The 14,691-nt window shown below is 62.2% G+C and carries 14 protein-coding genes and 1 pseudogene; 9 read left to right on the top strand and 6 right to left on the bottom strand.

Annotated elements, in window-relative coordinates; genetic code table 11:
* The first annotated feature begins 82 nt into the window (after positions 1-82).
* The 8 genes and pseudogenes from SOM11_RS07210 (at position 83) to SOM11_RS07175 (ending at position 8,863) form a co-directional block, all read left to right on the top strand.
* A complete protein-coding gene (locus SOM11_RS07210; RefSeq protein WP_320477638.1) occupies positions 83-1,510 on the top strand; it encodes a sugar ABC transporter substrate-binding protein in 1,428 nt (475 codons plus the stop codon).
* A 117-nt stretch (positions 1,511-1,627) separates the two neighbouring features.
* Positions 1,628-1,990: pseudogene (gene rpsF, locus SOM11_RS07205) on the top strand (30S ribosomal protein S6); the annotation flags it as partial.
* Positions 1,991-2,113: 123 nt separating this feature from the next.
* A complete protein-coding gene (locus tag SOM11_RS07200) occupies positions 2,114-2,680 on the top strand; it encodes a single-stranded DNA-binding protein (protein WP_192061224.1) in 567 nt (188 codons plus the stop codon).
* Between the two features lie 66 nt (positions 2,681-2,746).
* Positions 2,747-3,007, top strand: a complete 261-nt coding sequence (rpsR, locus tag SOM11_RS07195) for a 30S ribosomal protein S18 (RefSeq protein ID WP_043595327.1) — start codon at positions 2,747-2,749, stop codon at positions 3,005-3,007.
* A 26-nt stretch (positions 3,008-3,033) separates the two neighbouring features.
* Positions 3,034-3,489 carry a 50S ribosomal protein L9 gene (rplI, locus tag SOM11_RS07190; protein WP_192061225.1) on the top strand — a complete coding sequence of 152 codons (456 nt, stop codon included), beginning with the start codon at positions 3,034-3,036 and terminating at the stop codon, positions 3,487-3,489.
* A gap of 642 nt (positions 3,490-4,131) precedes the next feature.
* On the top strand, positions 4,132-5,517 hold the full coding sequence (gene dnaB, locus SOM11_RS07185) for a replicative DNA helicase (RefSeq protein ID WP_055798980.1): 1,386 nt from the start codon (positions 4,132-4,134) through the stop codon (positions 5,515-5,517).
* Between the two features lie 1,011 nt (positions 5,518-6,528).
* On the top strand, positions 6,529-7,266 hold the full coding sequence (locus SOM11_RS07180; RefSeq protein ID WP_320477637.1) for a hypothetical protein: 738 nt from the start codon (positions 6,529-6,531) through the stop codon (positions 7,264-7,266).
* Entirely contained in the window at positions 7,259-8,863 is a 1,605-nt protein-coding gene (locus tag SOM11_RS07175; RefSeq protein WP_320477636.1) for a hypothetical protein, read from the top strand. The genes SOM11_RS07180 and SOM11_RS07175 overlap by 8 nt, the downstream gene beginning before the upstream one ends.
* A gap of 326 nt (positions 8,864-9,189) precedes the next feature.
* Here the strand turns inward: SOM11_RS07175 and SOM11_RS07170 are convergent, their stop codons facing one another.
* The 6 genes from SOM11_RS07170 to SOM11_RS07150 all read right to left on the bottom strand — a co-directional run bounded on the left by SOM11_RS07170 (position 9,190) and on the right by SOM11_RS07150 (position 14,056).
* The gene (locus SOM11_RS07170; protein ID WP_320477635.1) at positions 9,190-9,576 is read right to left on the bottom strand and encodes a hypothetical protein; all 387 of its coding nucleotides are present in this window, start codon (positions 9,574-9,576) and stop codon (positions 9,190-9,192) included.
* 946 nt (positions 9,577-10,522) lie between these two features.
* Complete coding sequence (locus SOM11_RS07165; RefSeq protein WP_320477634.1) at positions 10,523-11,251, bottom strand: adenylate/guanylate cyclase domain-containing protein; 729 nt, start codon at positions 11,249-11,251, stop codon at positions 10,523-10,525.
* 3 nt (positions 11,252-11,254) lie between these two features.
* Positions 11,255-11,827 (bottom strand): Pycsar system effector family protein, encoded by a 573-nt coding sequence (locus tag SOM11_RS07160; RefSeq protein ID WP_320477633.1) that lies wholly within the window; start codon positions 11,825-11,827, stop codon positions 11,255-11,257.
* 473 nt (positions 11,828-12,300) lie between these two features.
* On the bottom strand, positions 12,301-12,639 hold the full coding sequence (locus tag SOM11_RS15080) for a winged helix-turn-helix transcriptional regulator (protein ID WP_414655452.1): 339 nt from the start codon (positions 12,637-12,639) through the stop codon (positions 12,301-12,303).
* A 108-nt stretch (positions 12,640-12,747) separates the two neighbouring features.
* On the bottom strand, positions 12,748-13,485 hold the full coding sequence (locus tag SOM11_RS07155) for a hypothetical protein (RefSeq protein ID WP_320477632.1): 738 nt from the start codon (positions 13,483-13,485) through the stop codon (positions 12,748-12,750).
* Positions 13,486-13,690: 205 nt separating this feature from the next.
* Entirely contained in the window at positions 13,691-14,056 is a 366-nt protein-coding gene (locus tag SOM11_RS07150; protein WP_320477631.1) for a helix-turn-helix domain-containing protein, read from the bottom strand.
* 86 nt (positions 14,057-14,142) lie between these two features.
* On the opposite strand from SOM11_RS07150, the gene SOM11_RS07145 reads away from it, so the two are divergent.
* The gene (locus tag SOM11_RS07145; protein ID WP_320477630.1) at positions 14,143-14,544 is read left to right on the top strand and encodes a RidA family protein; all 402 of its coding nucleotides are present in this window, start codon (positions 14,143-14,145) and stop codon (positions 14,542-14,544) included.
* Positions 14,545-14,691: the final 147 nt, after the last annotated feature.

Below are 14,691 nucleotides of genomic sequence, written 5' to 3'. Positions count from 1 at the left end.
GGTCGGGCCGAGCTGTAGACCCGGCCGCGCCTCCTGGCCAGGCCGACCCGCGCCTCCTCGGCGGTGCGGGTAGCCTGCATCGGTGTCCAAGCCTCTGAACTCCGCGATCGTCGCCGGGTCCGTCTGCGTCGCGATCGTCGCCGCCTCGGCCCTCGGCATCACCGCGTTCGGTCTCGCGAACTCGGGTCACTCCGGCCCGTCGCGTCCCGGTCCCGACGAGGATCAGACCACGGTCACCGTCCGCGTGTGGGATGAGACCGTCGCAGCCGGTTACGAGAAGTCGTTCGCGACGTTCGAGCGCGACAACCCCGACATCGACATCGAGGTCGACGTCGTGCCCTACGGCGAGTACTTCACGACGCTCGCCGACGACGTCGAGTCGGGCGAGGCCGACGACATCTTCTGGCTGAACAGCTCGAACTACACGACCTACGCCGACGCGGGCGCGCTGCTCGACATCGACCGCGCTCTGGCCCGATCGTCGCGGGCCGCGTGGTCCCCCGCCGTCGTCGACCAGTTCACGACCGCCGACGGCCACCTCTGGGGCGTGCCCCAGCTGTCGGACGGCGGCATCGCGCTCTACTACAACGCCGATCTGCTGAAGCAGGCGGGCATCGACCCGGCCGCGCTCGACGATCTCACCTGGGCGGCCGGCGGCGGCGAGGGCGACACCCTGCTGCCCGTGCTGAAGAAGCTGACCCGCGACGCCGCCGGTCGCACGGCCGACGACCCGGCCTTCGACGGCACCCCCGTGCAGTACGGCTACAACGCCGGCAACGACCTGCAGGCCGTCTGGTACGACTACCTGGCCTCGGCCGGCGGCGCCTTCGAGAACGACGACATGACGGCGTTCGCCTTCGACACCGAGGAGGCGCGGGTCGCCTTCCAGTACGTGGTCGACCTCGTGCAGCAGGCGCGTGTCGCGCCTCCTGCGGCATTGACCAACGACGACGCCGACTTCAGTCGCGAGCAGTTCGCGGCCGGCAAGATGGCGCTCTTCCAGTCGGGGTTGTACAGCCTCTCGCCCGTGGCCGCCGGGGCCGACTTCGAATGGGGCGTCGCGCCCATGCCCGCCGGGCCCGAGGGTCGCGTGAGCGTGACGAACGGCATCGTGGCGGCCGGCAACTCGGCGTCGCCGCACCGCGACGACACCGCCAAGGTGCTCGCCTGGCTCGGCTCGACCGACGGCGCGAAGCACATCGGGGCGGACGGCGCCGCCGTGCCGGCCGTGCTCGGCGCGCAAGAGGGGTACTACGACCACTGGACGGCGCAGGGCGTCGACGTCCGGCCGTTCTTCGACGTGATCGACGACGGGCCGACCATCGCCGCGCCGAGCGACATCTACGGTCGCACCCAGTCGATCATCGAGCCGATCTTCGACGAGATGTTCGCCGGGCGGATCTCCGTCGAGGACGCCCTGGCGCGCGCTCAGAGCGAGGCGAACGCGGCGCTCGAGACTCCCCCGGCCGGCGACGAGCCGGGCGACGGAGACAGCGGGGCATTGAACTAGGAGGCGCGAGCGGCTACCCTTGCAAGGTTGCGTGTACCCAAGCGGTGCCCGTGACCATGAATACCCTCCTGTCACAGACCGTCTGTGACCGTTAAGTCCGAAGGAGGTGGGTTAGTCATGAACCAGTACGAACTGATGGTCATCCTGGACCCCGAGATCGATGAGCGCACCGTCGCCCCGAGCTTGGACAAGTTCCTCAACGTCATCCGCAACGACGGTGGCACGATCGACAACATCGACATCTGGGGTCGTCGTCGTCTCGCCTACGAGATCAACAAGAAGACCGAGGGCATCTACGCCGTCGTCAACATGACCTCGAACTCGGCCGCCACGGTCGAGCTCGACCGTCAGCTGGGTCTCTCCGAGGCCGTGCTGCGCACCAAGGTGCTCCGCGCCGAGGAGGCCATCGCGATGGTCGCCGCCGCGAAGAAGGTCTCCGACGAGAAGGCCGCCCGCAAGGCCGCCAACGCCGCGTCGGCTCCCGCCGCTGCTCCGGCCTCCGCGTCGGCTCCCGCCGCGTCGGTCGCTTCCGCGTCGTCCGAGAAGCCCGCTGCCCCGGCAGCGCCCGCTGCTCCGGCCGCACCGAAGGCCTCCGAGTAACCGATGGCAGGCGAGACCGTCATCACAGTGGTGGGTAACCTCACCAGTGACCCCGAGCTGCGTTACACGCAGAACGGGCTCGCGGTCGCGAACTTCACCATCGCGTCGACCCCCCGCACGTTCGACCGCGCGTCGAACGAGTGGAAGGACGGCGAAGCGCTCTTCCTCCGTGCCAGCGTCTGGCGCGAGTTCGCCGAGCACGTGGCCAGCAGCCTCACCAAGGGCAGCCGGGTCATGGCTCAGGGGCGGCTCAAGCAGCGCTCGTACGAGACCAAGGAAGGCGAGAAGCGCACCAGCATGGAGCTCGAGATCGACGAGATCGGCCCCTCGCTGCGTTACGCGACCGCTCAGGTGACCCGCGCCTCCTCGTCCCGCGACGGCGCTGCCGGAGGCTCCTTCGGGGGCAACCGCGGCGGCGGCCAGCAGGGCCAGCAGGGTCAGGTCGGCGGCGGTCAGGCGCAAGAGCCGTGGGGTCAGCCCGCAGCCGCTCCGCAGGGTGGAAACACCTCGGGCGACGTGTGGAACACCCCCGGTGGCGGCGGCACCTACAACGACGAGACGCCCTTCTAGGCACCCTGCCTCAGGGCACGTCGTTCACCTCAGTACTTCTTCTTACTCATCTGAAAGCAGACCACAATGGCTGGAAAGAGCAGCGGCGACCGCCGCAAGCCCCTCCGCGGCAAGGGCGGCAAGAACGCCGCTCCCGCGAAGTCGATCCGTGTCGGCGTCATCGACTACAAAGACGTCGCGACCCTTCGCAAGTTCATCTCGGAGCGTGGAAAGATCCGCGCCCGTCGCATCACCGGCGTCTCCGTCCAGGAGCAGCGCCTCATCGCCCGTGCCGTGAAGAACGCCCGCGAGATGGCGCTTCTCCCCTACGCCGGCTCCGGCCGCTGATCAGCGCCGACTGAAGGAGAGAACGCATGTCTTTGAAAGTAATCCTCACGCACGAGGTCTCCGGCCTCGGCTCGGCCGGTGACGTCGTCGACGTCAAGAACGGCTACGCCCGCAACTACCTCGTCCCCCAGGGCTTCGCCGTCGCGTGGTCGCGTGGTGGCGAGAAGCAGGTCGCTCAGATCCGCACGGCCCGCGAGACCCGCGAGCTGAAGACGATCGAAGAGGCCCACGACCTCAAGGCCCGCCTCGAGGCCCAGAAGATCCGTCTCACGGTCAAGACCGGTGCCGACGGTCGTCTGTTCGGCTCGGTCCGTCCGGCCGACGTGGCCGACGCGGTCACCAAGCAGGGCGTCGCGACCATCGACAAGCGCAAGGTCGAGATCCCCTCGGCCATCAAGCTCGTCGGTGAGCACGAGGCCACGCTGCGTCTTCGCGAAGACGTCATCGCCACGATCACCCTCACGGTGGTCTCGGCCAAGTAGCTCTCTGAGCTCTGGTGAGCGGCGCCCCTCCTGTCGGGAGGGGCGCCGCTTTTCGTCGTGGTGGGGGCATGAACCGCGTTCGCGAAGATGAACCGCGCTCTATCGAGGTTCTTCTTCGCGAACGCGGTTCATGGGCGTCTCACTGAATCGGGGCGCGCAGCGGGGCGCTGAGGGGCTGCGGAGGGGCCGAGGAGGCGCGGCTGGGGGAGTCGAGACCGGGTTACCAGAAGCTGAACGGGAGCCGAGTCCGTATCGGTCACCGCGCCTCCTTGTCAAGTTCTCTGTGCACAGGCCGTTGTCAAATCGGGAGTCTCGACCCAGGGTTGAGACTAGTTTTTACACACAGGGTGAGTAAATTGAAACCCCTGGTCAGAGGGGGGTCTGGCCAGTGAAGTATCTCTTTCTCCACAGGTTGATCCACAGTTCTCCCCAAGCGCCTCCGGCGTTTCGCACGGGTTCTCCCCAGAGTTATCCACAGGCTTGTTTGCTGTGGAGAACTAGGTGTCCATATGGTGTACACGCGCTCGTAGGGGATAGGTCGCGGCGGTTCGGGCAGCGATGTCGGGGGTCCGCTGTAGAACAGTCCCGAGTGTCGTTCGTGCCCGTCGGCACGCGCCCGATCAGCTCTCGCCAGGAGGCCACATGTCGCTCGCCCAGCTCGGTATCGCCAGCGATTCGCCGCGTGACCGCGATCGCCCCGCGATGGGTTCGGGCATGGATCGTGTGCCGCCGCACGACCTGCTGGCCGAGCAGAGCACGATCGGCGGCATGCTGCTGAGCAAGGACGCCGTCGCCGATGTGATCGAGACGGTGCGCGGCATGGACTTCTACGTGCCGAAGCACGAGGTCATCTACGACGCGATCCTCGGGCTGTACTCGCACGGCGAGCCCACCGATGTCATCACGGTCAGCGACGAGCTGATGAAGTCGGGCGATCTGTCGCGTGCCGGCGGGGCCGAGTACCTGCACACGCTGACGGGTGTGGTGCCGACGGCGGCGAACGCCGGGTACTACGCGTCGATCGTGGCGGAGAAGGCGGTGCTGCGTCGTCTGGTCGAGGCCGGTACGCGCATCGTGCAGATGGGTTACGCCAGCGAGGGCGAGGTCGTCGACCTGGTCAACAACGCGCAGGCCGAGGTCTACAACGTGGCCGGGGGAGTCCAGACCGAAGACTACGTGCCGTTGAACGAGGCCGTGACGGTCGCGATCGACGAGATCGAGGCGGCCAAGGGTCGTGACGGCCAGATGACCGGTGTGCCGACGGGGTTCGCGCAGCTGGACGCGTTGACGAACGGGTTCCACCCCGGGCAGCTGATCATCGTGGCGGCGCGACCGGCGCTCGGTAAGTCGACGCTGGCGCTCGACCTCGCGCGGGCGGCGTCGATCAAGCACGGGCAGGCGTCGGTGTTCTTCTCACTCGAGATGGGGCGCAGCGAGATCGCGATGCGTCTGATGTCGGCCGAGTCGAGTGTGCCGCTGCAGAACATGCGCAAGGGCACGGTGGATGCGCGTGACTGGACGAACATCGCGCAGGTGCGTGGGCGGATCAACGATGCGCCGCTGTTCATCGACGACAGCCCGAACATGACGCTGGTCGAGATCCGGGCGAAGTGCCGGCGTCTGAAGCAGCAGCACAACCTGAAGCTCGTGGTGATCGACTATCTGCAGCTGATGACGTCGGGCAAGCGCGTCGAGAGCCGTCAGCAGGAGGTCTCGGAGTTCTCGCGTGCGCTGAAGCTGATGGCGAAGGAGCTGCAGGTGCCGGTGATCGCGCTGTCGCAGCTGAACCGTGGCCCCGAGCAGCGTGCCGACAAGAAGCCGGCGATCAGCGACCTGCGAGAGTCCGGTTCGCTCGAGCAGGACGCCGACATGGTCATCCTGCTGCACCGCGAGTCCGCCTACGAGAAGGACAATCCCCGCCAGGGCGAGGCCGACTTCATCGTCGCCAAGCACCGCAACGGCCCCACCGACACCATCACGGTGGCGTTCCACGGGATGTTCTCGCGGTTCGTCGACATGCCCAGCTGAGTCTCGGCAGAGGTCCCTCGGCGACTTCTAATCGGTCTCTCCCACCACCTAGTTGCGTGAACCCACGTCGCTGCGATTTCGGCATCTAGGCCGACGTGACGGCGCTCGGTACGGGAATTCGATCCCAAGATCAGCCTGGCTCCAGGAAGGGATCGCATCGATCTAGAACTAACGATGTCGCTCCGTCGAGGACCAAGACACGGAGGCTGACGCGCCAGTCCTCGGACTTTGTTGGGAAATCAAGCATCTCGAGGTGAGAAAGATACGAGCGTAAGGCTGGTCACGACGGCCATCGCTGTGGGCGATTTCAGCAGGAGTTCCACTGATTGTAGGTTGAGATGAGCGTATGTGCGGGGACGGCTTGGCCAAATCGTGGGTCAACCACCTGAGCTCGACTCGAAAGCGAGTCTTGGCTTGCCTACCGTTCTCTTCTCGTCGGGCTTCTCCGCTTACGACGTGTGGGTCGAGCGCATTTCCTCCGAAAACGGTTCTGTCTATCAAGCCCACGCTTGGCGGCATACTTGCACCGGTCTAAAATCATTCCGAAGAAAACTCGCCCCAATGGATCCAGACCAACGACGAGATCGAACGCTTCTACCGCCCCCTCAACAGTAGAAGGGCCTTGTCACGCCAGCACGACACCGAGGCAGCCCGACACAGCGCCCTCCCGGAACACCTGCATCTTTGCAATCACCGTCGGCCTCACACTTCATCAGATCCAAACCGCTCCTCAGCAGAAACGCCAACGTGCCTCAGCAAAAAAACTAACCGGCCTCATTGAAACGTTACCTGTGTCTCGCCGCCAACCTCGATGACACAAATTGATGGTGACGAATGCAACACATACCTACGAGATTGCCCCTTCCAGATGCCGGCGGGCGGGGTCTCCCGTCCTCGGTGTCGTCGAGACGACTTGCAAGCCTCGGTCCAGAAATCGAATTGGTGAAATGACGTGATCTCATCTATTGTAAACTTGGATGCCAGCAGAGTGTTGCGTCCGTTGGGGGAACGATGGAACACGCCCTGGGCTCCGTGCCAGCTGTCGACATGCGCCAGCACCTGCGGGACCTACAAACAGCCGCAACAACTTGCTCTGAATCGGCTGTTGCCGATCATCGCGGTGAACTGGGAATAGTTCATCAAGTCGATGATGATCTCAGCGAATGGTTGACCCTCATCACTGGTCCAGAAGTTGCTCAGCTCCGCGCAGCTCGTCGTGAGCTGGCCCTCGCCGAATTTTGCGCTGCGTCCGGACTTTATCGTCAAGCCTTTGCAAGCCTGAGGCTATTTCTTGAGTTGAGCTTCGCGGCAGTGCACTTCTCTGTCCATGAGTTTGAGCGCCGAAGGTGGAACTCTGACAAGAGTGACTTCTCCTGGTCAAAAGCTCTAGACGAAGAATCGGGCCTACTCTCGAAGCAGTTCGTCGACGAATTTGCTCCCCAATGTAGAGATGATGCGTCCTCCTTCGCTGGCGACGCTGCTCGTACTTACAGGTACTGCTCTCAGTTCGTTCACGGCAAGGCGAAGTTCTCGAACGAACTGCCTGAAGCTTTGGAGTATAGCAGCGAAGCTGTTAGTAACTGGTGCGAGCATGCTGCCTCGGCTGGAACGGCCGTACTCTTTCTCCTCTATGTCCGGTACGGCGAGGACCTCGACGCGCATGCTCACACTCGTCTGAGCGAAGTTCTTATCAATCGCTTCGGGCACTTGAATTCCATCCGCAAATTTCTAGGGCTGGCTAATGACTAACAGCAGTGTCGATCTGTTTTACCGAACCGAAGACCTCCAACTTGACGAGGTGCTCGGTTATTTTGTCGAAACTTCTGGCGACCGGGCGGTTGTTGATCGATTAAAATCGAGATCACCTGTACTTCTCCGAGGTAGCCGTGGAGTCGGAAAGTCCTTTCTTCTTCGCGTTGCCGAGGCAGAGTTGCGCGCGGCATTCGACCGGGACAAGATCCTTCCTGTTTACGTGACCTTCGCTCGGGCTGGGCTAATCCGCCAGACAGAGGATGGATTTCTACCTTGGATGATTTCCAAAATTTCGATCGGTATCAAGCGGGCTCTAGTGACCTACGGCTTGTCGCTTCCTACCGATAGTGCCCTCACTGCCCTCATGCAATCGACTTCAGGCCCCGCGGGTAGGAATCCCACGGACGAGGTAGTCCAAAGCGAATACGAGGAATTCTGGAAGAACGGGGAACCGGTTCCGTCGGGACGGTTAGTGCCAGACCCAGATGTCCTACGCGATGCCATTGACGACTTGTGCCAACAGCTTGAGCTGAAGCGTATTGCTCTCCTCGTGGACGAGGCTGCCCATGTCTTTATTCCAGAGCAGCAACGACAATTCTTCACGCTCATGCGGGATCTGCGCAGTCCGAGATTGGCGGTCAAGGCAGCCGTTTATCCGGGTGCGACGTCGTACGGTGAGTCGTTTCAGCCGACTCATGACGCGACCGTCCTGGATGTCGAACGCTCGTTGACCGACGCTGCCTATGCCGCCTCTATGCGAGAGATAGTCCTGAAACAGGATTCGCGTCTAAGCCGATCGATAGAGCAGTATGGGGAGGCTTTCGATGTTCTTTCGTTTGCAGCAACGGGCAACCCGCGCATTCTCCTCAAAACCTTTGCTGCGAGTGCCCCTCTAAATCGTAACCGAGTCCAGGAGTCCATCCGGAACTACTACCGTGAAGATATATGGGCGGAGCATTCCAACCTTGCCGAACGATACCCAGGGCATCGGGAACTCATCGACTGGGGTCGAAATTTCATTGAGCGCGACGTTCTGCCCGTTCTTCATGCACGAAATCAAGGTTCATCCGAATCATCATCCGCCATATGGATTCACCGAGATGCTCCGCAGACCGTACGCGAGGCTCTACGTCTCCTATGCTACAGCGGTATTCTTCTTGAGGGCGTTTCGGGAATCCGGGCCACACGTAGCGAAGTCGGCACCAGGTACATCGTCAATTTAGGCTGCAACTTGGCTCAGGATGCAGAACCAATTCAGTACGGTTCCATCGTTAGATCAACCTTGAGCGTTAAGCGCATGCAGGAATTTGGAGCGAATCACCCCGCATTTAAGCCCATTGAGCAACTTCGCATCGAGCGTCTGGAATTGGACAGCAATGTTGCGCTTGAGGCCAGGCTGGCTGCCAGTATCGATGATTTGGACCTCACTGACTTTCAGAAATCAAAGCTTGAGGAGTTAAACCTGACGACCATCGGGGCTGTATTAGCTGCCTCAGAAACTGACTTCCAGGCTCTCTTCTACGTCGGCAAAGTGAGATCTCGACAGATGAGAAACGCCGCCGTCATGGCGGTCATTGAGTACTTGTCTGGTTAGGGGATGCCCAAATCCGTCAGGCCCTTTGACCATCAATCAGTCGGTTCAAGCAGAAAAACTGCTAGATAATTGGGATGATAAACAGCTGTCGTCCTTATACGTCAGCCTCTGAAGGGGAATGGAGTGATCAGGTCGACTGTCTCGTCGGCGAGGGTTCCCATCAACTCGCATGCATCTCCGAGAGACCGAACCGATTGGAGCGGGAACGCCACGGTGGGCCGGTCACCAAACGCTTAATTGGCGAGTAAATAAAGCGACACCTGACGCGATCACAGAGCGCCTGACGGTTCTGGGTGAAGGTGTGCGCAGCCCCTGTGGGCGTATGGCTACTTGCCTTCGACATCGTAGTCCGGGGTTAAGTCGGCAGGGAAGAACCAGTTCACATCAAGGCCCGCACGCAGGTAGGCGGGCTGATTATCTCGCGCATTCGTCAACTCAGCCGGTATCGTTTTGCTCATCCCCTCAGGGTCGAACGCCCACCGCCTGATGCGGTCGAGAGTGCGCCGGTCGCGAGCGTCAAGAAACTGCTGCTTGAGAGCTGCCGCGTTCTCCCTCCTTGTGTTGTTTTCCGCGGGAAGACGAGCGCTGCGATTCTGCAAATCGAAAACAGTCATCGCCAAGAGGTCTGCAGCGCCTGGCACGAGACTATGTTGCAGGGCAGTTTCTGCTTCCAGCCTCGCCTTTTCAAGCGGGCCGTGGGGCGGTTCCGGCATACCGTCTAGTCGACTCGTTGGCCACCGAGACTGTTGCCGAGTCGACTCCGTGAACCACCTATAGAGGCTTCGGGCCTCCTCAACTGCCAAATCCCGAAGTCGAATGCTGGCAGCCTCCGCTTGCCTGCTCGCGGTGGCAGCCTCTCGTTCCTTCTCAACAGTGTTTGCGAGGATGGTTGAGCGGTGAGACACCCACAAGGCCACGGCTGAGACGAAGAGCGTCAGAACGCCGATGACGCTCGGAATAATAATCTGCGCCCACCACTGAAATCCGTCGTACATATGGATCAGTCTGTCTGGGATTCTCGACGCGAGCTACATTTTCCGACTAGTGCCCGGACGGGCGGTGCTGGTGGACCTGCGCGCTTTGTCTAGATCGGGGCATGGGATGGCATGGCTCAATGTGGGCAGTTTGCATTCGCAGCGTCTGGGTGGGTCATGGTATCGACTGCGGTCCCGCCAGACGCGCCTAAGGCGACTGCTAGTGTGCTACCAAGCTGCATCGAGCAGGACTGAGCAGTTCTTTCAGCGGGGTCTAGGCATGAACCGAGAGTATCTATGGAGAGATCCCCCCACGACCAGGTCGGGGGCTCAGTTGCGCCGGCTGCAAATTGCAGCCGTCATGGATCTTGCTATGAACTAGACCCGGTTTTGAGGTGGGTTCGCCGAAGCGGTGCTTCCGGGGCTACACCCTCGACGCCGCGGCCGCGGCGTTCAGGATCAGCCATGACTGGGAGCGGCGGCCCGTCACAGCGGCACCTGTTGAGGCCGAGGCGGTCAGCGTCGTAGCGACTGACGTATCGAGCTTCCGACGGTGGCGGCATGTCGATCATCGAGCGTGACGAGGCTCTAGGCTCTAACGCAATCGCCGCCGGCTAGGTACTTCTGTCTGCAGGGCATGTACTCCTTGAAATCCACATGAGTTGGGGCTGAGCTCGAAGGATTACTACCGCAGCGACTTAGCTAATTCTTCTCCATAAATATCCACGACCGATGCGCCATAGACACTCCCGATGCCTGCTACCCAGCTGGCTGTGCAAAATGCCTTGTAGTCGTCTTGAAGGTTGCTCCAGAACAATGGACTGAGGAAAATAGGAGATCGACCGGAGCGGCCAGCCTCATGGGCGATGTGTGCGGCGCTGTTTACAACATCACCCATATACACTACATCGTTTATGCCGCTTCCATTAAAGCCTGCCTTGATCATTAAGGCGCGACCATAATCGACGCCGACTCCAACGCGTAAAGCTTCCATCCCACGGTTGGTCAGGTGTTGGTTAAGGAGTTCTACGACCGAGTTGGCTTGCGCGATAATTTTGAAAAGGTTGTTAATGTCAATTATGTACCGCGTGTTGTATACGGCCCATACGCAGTCGCCTACGATGTTTACTTCGCGAACGGTCGAGATGGAATTCAGAACCGCCACCATTTCGGAAATAAAGGCACGGTAGATCTTGGCGAGAGCCGGTCGTTGGTTCCTCGCAGTCATTCCAGATGAGTCACGAATGTCTATAAATACAGCCGTGCATTGCCCATAAAAACCGTTCGTAAATGTCAAGTTGTCCCTGTCGGGTAGGGAGTCGGTCTCTTCAAAAGATCCCGAGGGTTGATCGAGAATTTCAGCGATCCGAGTCGAACTTGAATCAAAGCTGAAGTATCTGGGGTTGCCATCCATGAGTCATCCTCCGTCGACTGATAAGCCGATAAATATTGCGGCCAATCCGATAACTGCGCCGGTGGCAAGGCATGAACGGATAGCCCATTGGACTACTTTGGCTTTTTTCGTTGCTATCAGGGCATTCGCGTGGACCTGGTCAGATAAGTGACCCACGAGTAGTTGTTGATTCGACGTCAAGTGTTTTATGAGTCTTCTATAGTCGGCCCGTCGCCCCATATATTGCTCGGAGATGCTGACATAAAACAGAGGATTAGTGTCACGGGCGCCGGATTCTGTGTCAGTGATTCGCGGCGCTAGAGTTAAGCCGCAGAGGGCGCCAGTCATAGCCACGAACATACATGACACGATTACCAGAACATCGATCAGCACGTTCCGACTCTCGATTATACGAGCGAGGTTGAAGAGCAGAGTAGCCATTGCTCCCGTAAAAGCCAGGGTTACGGCTGCTTTTGAGTCTGAATGGCGAATCCATTCGTTCACAAGTTCAAGAAGCTTCCACGCGTTGTCGGGATTGGGTTGAACAGGGCGTTGCCCAACGTTCGAGTGCCAACGCTTGAAGTGGGTTCTAGTCACGGGCCAAGCGTAGTGGGCGATTCTATCCAGTGTGCGGATCGGGAGGTCGTATTGTCGGGGCGAAAGAGGTCTGCTGAGTTGCCGTTGGTTTTGCTACGGGACTGTCGACGGCGGGTCAATTTAGGTGTCGTGGTTCGGGCGGCGAAGATGGGCCTCCGTCGAGCTGCCCGAGCCGCGACGCGGCGATGAGTCAAGAGTTTGAGGACTCGCGGTGCATTTTCGCCTCGTATGCCCAGAGGAAAATTTCTAGATTCGTGGGGTGGTCCATCTCCCATAGTTGCGCCTTTTAGCGTCACTTTACAGATATGAGGTCTCTGGCCGCGAATGTGTGTAGCTCATCGGCGCATGCGGCGCGACCGGAGCTGGTTCGCACGGCGAGCTTGTCGCGCCCCTAGTTCTTCTGCCGGTGGAGCCGAGACCGAGCGAGGGAGCGCCGAGCTACAAAGGTCGGCGCGAGAGTAGCGTGCCCTGTTCTAGTGCGTGCCACTGGCGGCGAGTTCGACCCCTGGAGTAGCCGTGACCCTGTTTCGTGAAGGAGTCAACTTGTGCCTTCTCGGCCGACCGGCGCCTCCTGGGCTAAGGGTTTCGTCGGCGTCGAAGGTGGTTCGGGCGGCGGTTACTGCGGGGAGGCTGGTGGTGGTCCAGCGGGAGAGGGCGTCGATGAGGGTCTGGACGGAGTGGGCCAGAGGGGTGCGGCGGTACTCGACGGCGGCCGGGCGGGTAGTGAGGACGGACCGCTCGAGCATGTCGTCCCGCTCGAGACGGCGGAGGGGGCTGCTGGAGGTGCTGGAAGCAGCCGGGGAGCTGATCATCGGGCGCTCGTCCCTGAGTGTGGCTATAGGGAAGACCGAACCGCCGTATTCACGTCGAGCATTCGATCGCGATGATCTGGGAGGGGCGACCGCCTCGCGGCCGGGAGCTCAGCAGTCGCTCTTGATCTCGTTCGGTCCCTGTATCGCCTCGATGACGCCCTTCTCGCTGTAGACCGAGGCGCCGTACGGTCGGTAGTCGCCGTCTTTGACCTGGGGGTTCCTGACGAGGTCGTAGACGATGGACAGCAGCTCCTGGTCGGGCACCGACGCGAAGTCGTCCTTGACGGTGGCGTCGAAAGCACCGTCCAGAGGAGCGACGGAGTCCCCGACGGCCTCACCGGTCAGGGTCTCGATTCGAACCGACCGCCCGTCCGACGTCGCCACCGCGGTCTCGTTCGTCCCGAAGCTGAGCGTCCCGTCGTCGGTGAACTGGTCGGGCGTCCCGATCCGGGTCGTGTCCCCCCAGGCCCAGGCGGTCTGCGCTCGAACGCAGCTCGCCGCCTCGAGGTCGCTCTGACGGGGCTCGCCCAGCACCTCGGTCAGGGTCGACACGGCATCGTCGAGAGGTGTGCCGACGAGGTCGATCGAGGCGACCTCGGAGTCGGCTTCGCGAAGAGACAGCTGCGTCGCGGAGACCACGATCGTGTCGACCGAGTCCAGAGCGTCCGCGCCCTGCTCGGGAGCCGCGGCGGCGGTCGTCAACGGCGCAGGAGTCTGCGAGGCCACGGCGGACGACGTGGGCGTTGCCGACGGTGCCGCAGAATCGGTCGCCGTGCACCCCGCCAGCATGGCCATGACGGACACGGACAGGGCGGCTGCCGCAGTGATTCCCCAAGGAATTCTCATGAGTCGACCGTAACGTCGCCGCCCGGTCTCCGACGGCTCGACGGCCGGATCTCCATCGCCAGAGGACCGGTGTCATCCTGGCGGCTGACATCGACCGCCGTGACGGAATCGTGACCGCAGGAGGCGCGGTGCCAGAGGGTGGCCGTGACCACCGCCTCCTGGGGGAGGCGACCTGCGTCTTATCGGCCGACCCGCGCCTCCTGGGCTAGGGGGTTTCGGGGGCGTCGAAGGTGGTTCGGGCGGCGGTGATGGCGGGGAGGCTGGTGGTGGTCCAGCGGTAGAGGGCGTCGATGAGGGTCTGGACGGAGTGGGACAGAGGGGTGAGGCGGTACTCGACGGCCACGGGGCGGGTGGTGAGGACGGCTCGCTCGACCATTCCGTTGCGCTCGAGACGGCGGAGGGTCGTCGTCAGCGACTTGGGGGAGACGTCGGGCACCGCACGCCTCAGGTCGTTGAAGCGACGCGGACCCTCACAGAGCTCATCGATGACATGCAGCGACCAGCGGTCGAGCAGCTCTCCCAACAGCTCACGGTGCTCGGGCGTGATGACGGCCGCGTCGGTGTCGTGCATGCCACTTAGTTTCGTTGAAGTGCCTTGAGGGCGTCCCGTAGACAGTCGTGCGACGGCCTCCACCGTGGCGGCCTCGAGAGGATGACATGACCGTTCAGCTCAGCAGCCCCGCGGGGATGCTCGCTCCCGCCCCGTACCACCACGTCTCGGTCGCCACCGGGTCCCGGTTCGTCGAGGTCGCGGGGCAGGTGGCTCATGGGGCGGACGGGGTTCCGGCGGATCTGGCGGGGCAGGTTGCCCTCGCGCTGCACAACACCGCGGTGGGGCTGGCCGGGGCCGGCGCGTCGTTCGCCGACGTCACCCGGCTGCGGTTCTTCGTCACCGAGTGGTCGGTGGATCAGATGGACTCGTTCATGGCCGGGGTGCTCGCCGTGGCGGGGGAGTTGGGGATCCCGTCGCCGATGCCTCCGGCGTCGCTGATCGGGGTGGAGATCCTGTTCGAGCCGGGGGTTCGGGTGGAGGTGGAGGCTTCGGCTGTTGTGGGGTGAGCGGGCGGCGTGGCGCGGTCTGGCGCACTCGCTAGCGTGAGCGTGAGCCGGCGTTCGCTGCGATGATGTGGGTGGGGTGCAGCGGGGACTGCTGGGCGGGGTGTCGGGGTCTGGGGGACTGGGCCGCCGGCGCGCGAGCCGCAGAGG

The sequence above is a fragment of the Frigoribacterium sp. CFBP9029 genome, from assembly GCF_034045305.1.
Lineage (GTDB): Bacteria > Actinomycetota > Actinomycetes > Actinomycetales > Microbacteriaceae > Frigoribacterium.
This window is presented reverse-complemented; position numbering and strand designations above follow the sequence as displayed.

Excerpts from the sequence above, each read along its gene's own strand:
- SOM11_RS07165 (WP_320477634.1), bottom strand. The coding sequence starts at position 11,251 with ATGGATGGCAACCCCAGATACTTCAGCTTTGATTCAAGTTCGACTCGG.
- SOM11_RS07200 (WP_192061224.1), top strand. The coding sequence starts at position 2,114 with ATGGCAGGCGAGACCGTCATCACAGTGGTGGGTAACCTCACCAGTGAC.
- SOM11_RS07180 (WP_320477637.1), top strand. The coding sequence starts at position 6,529 with ATGGAACACGCCCTGGGCTCCGTGCCAGCTGTCGACATGCGCCAGCAC.
- dnaB (WP_055798980.1), top strand. The coding sequence starts at position 4,132 with ATGTCGCTCGCCCAGCTCGGTATCGCCAGCGATTCGCCGCGTGACCGC.
- SOM11_RS07155 (WP_320477632.1), bottom strand. The coding sequence starts at position 13,485 with ATGAGAATTCCTTGGGGAATCACTGCGGCAGCCGCCCTGTCCGTGTCC.
- SOM11_RS07170 (WP_320477635.1), bottom strand. The coding sequence starts at position 9,576 with ATGCCGGAACCGCCCCACGGCCCGCTTGAAAAGGCGAGGCTGGAAGCA.
- SOM11_RS07150 (WP_320477631.1), bottom strand. The coding sequence starts at position 14,056 with ATGCACGACACCGACGCGGCCGTCATCACGCCCGAGCACCGTGAGCTG.
- rpsR (WP_043595327.1), top strand. The coding sequence starts at position 2,747 with ATGGCTGGAAAGAGCAGCGGCGACCGCCGCAAGCCCCTCCGCGGCAAG.
- SOM11_RS15080 (WP_414655452.1), bottom strand. The coding sequence starts at position 12,639 with ATGATCAGCTCCCCGGCTGCTTCCAGCACCTCCAGCAGCCCCCTCCGC.
- SOM11_RS07175 (WP_320477636.1), top strand. The coding sequence starts at position 7,259 with ATGACTAACAGCAGTGTCGATCTGTTTTACCGAACCGAAGACCTCCAA.
- rplI (WP_192061225.1), top strand. The coding sequence starts at position 3,034 with ATGTCTTTGAAAGTAATCCTCACGCACGAGGTCTCCGGCCTCGGCTCG.
- SOM11_RS07145 (WP_320477630.1), top strand. The coding sequence starts at position 14,143 with ATGACCGTTCAGCTCAGCAGCCCCGCGGGGATGCTCGCTCCCGCCCCG.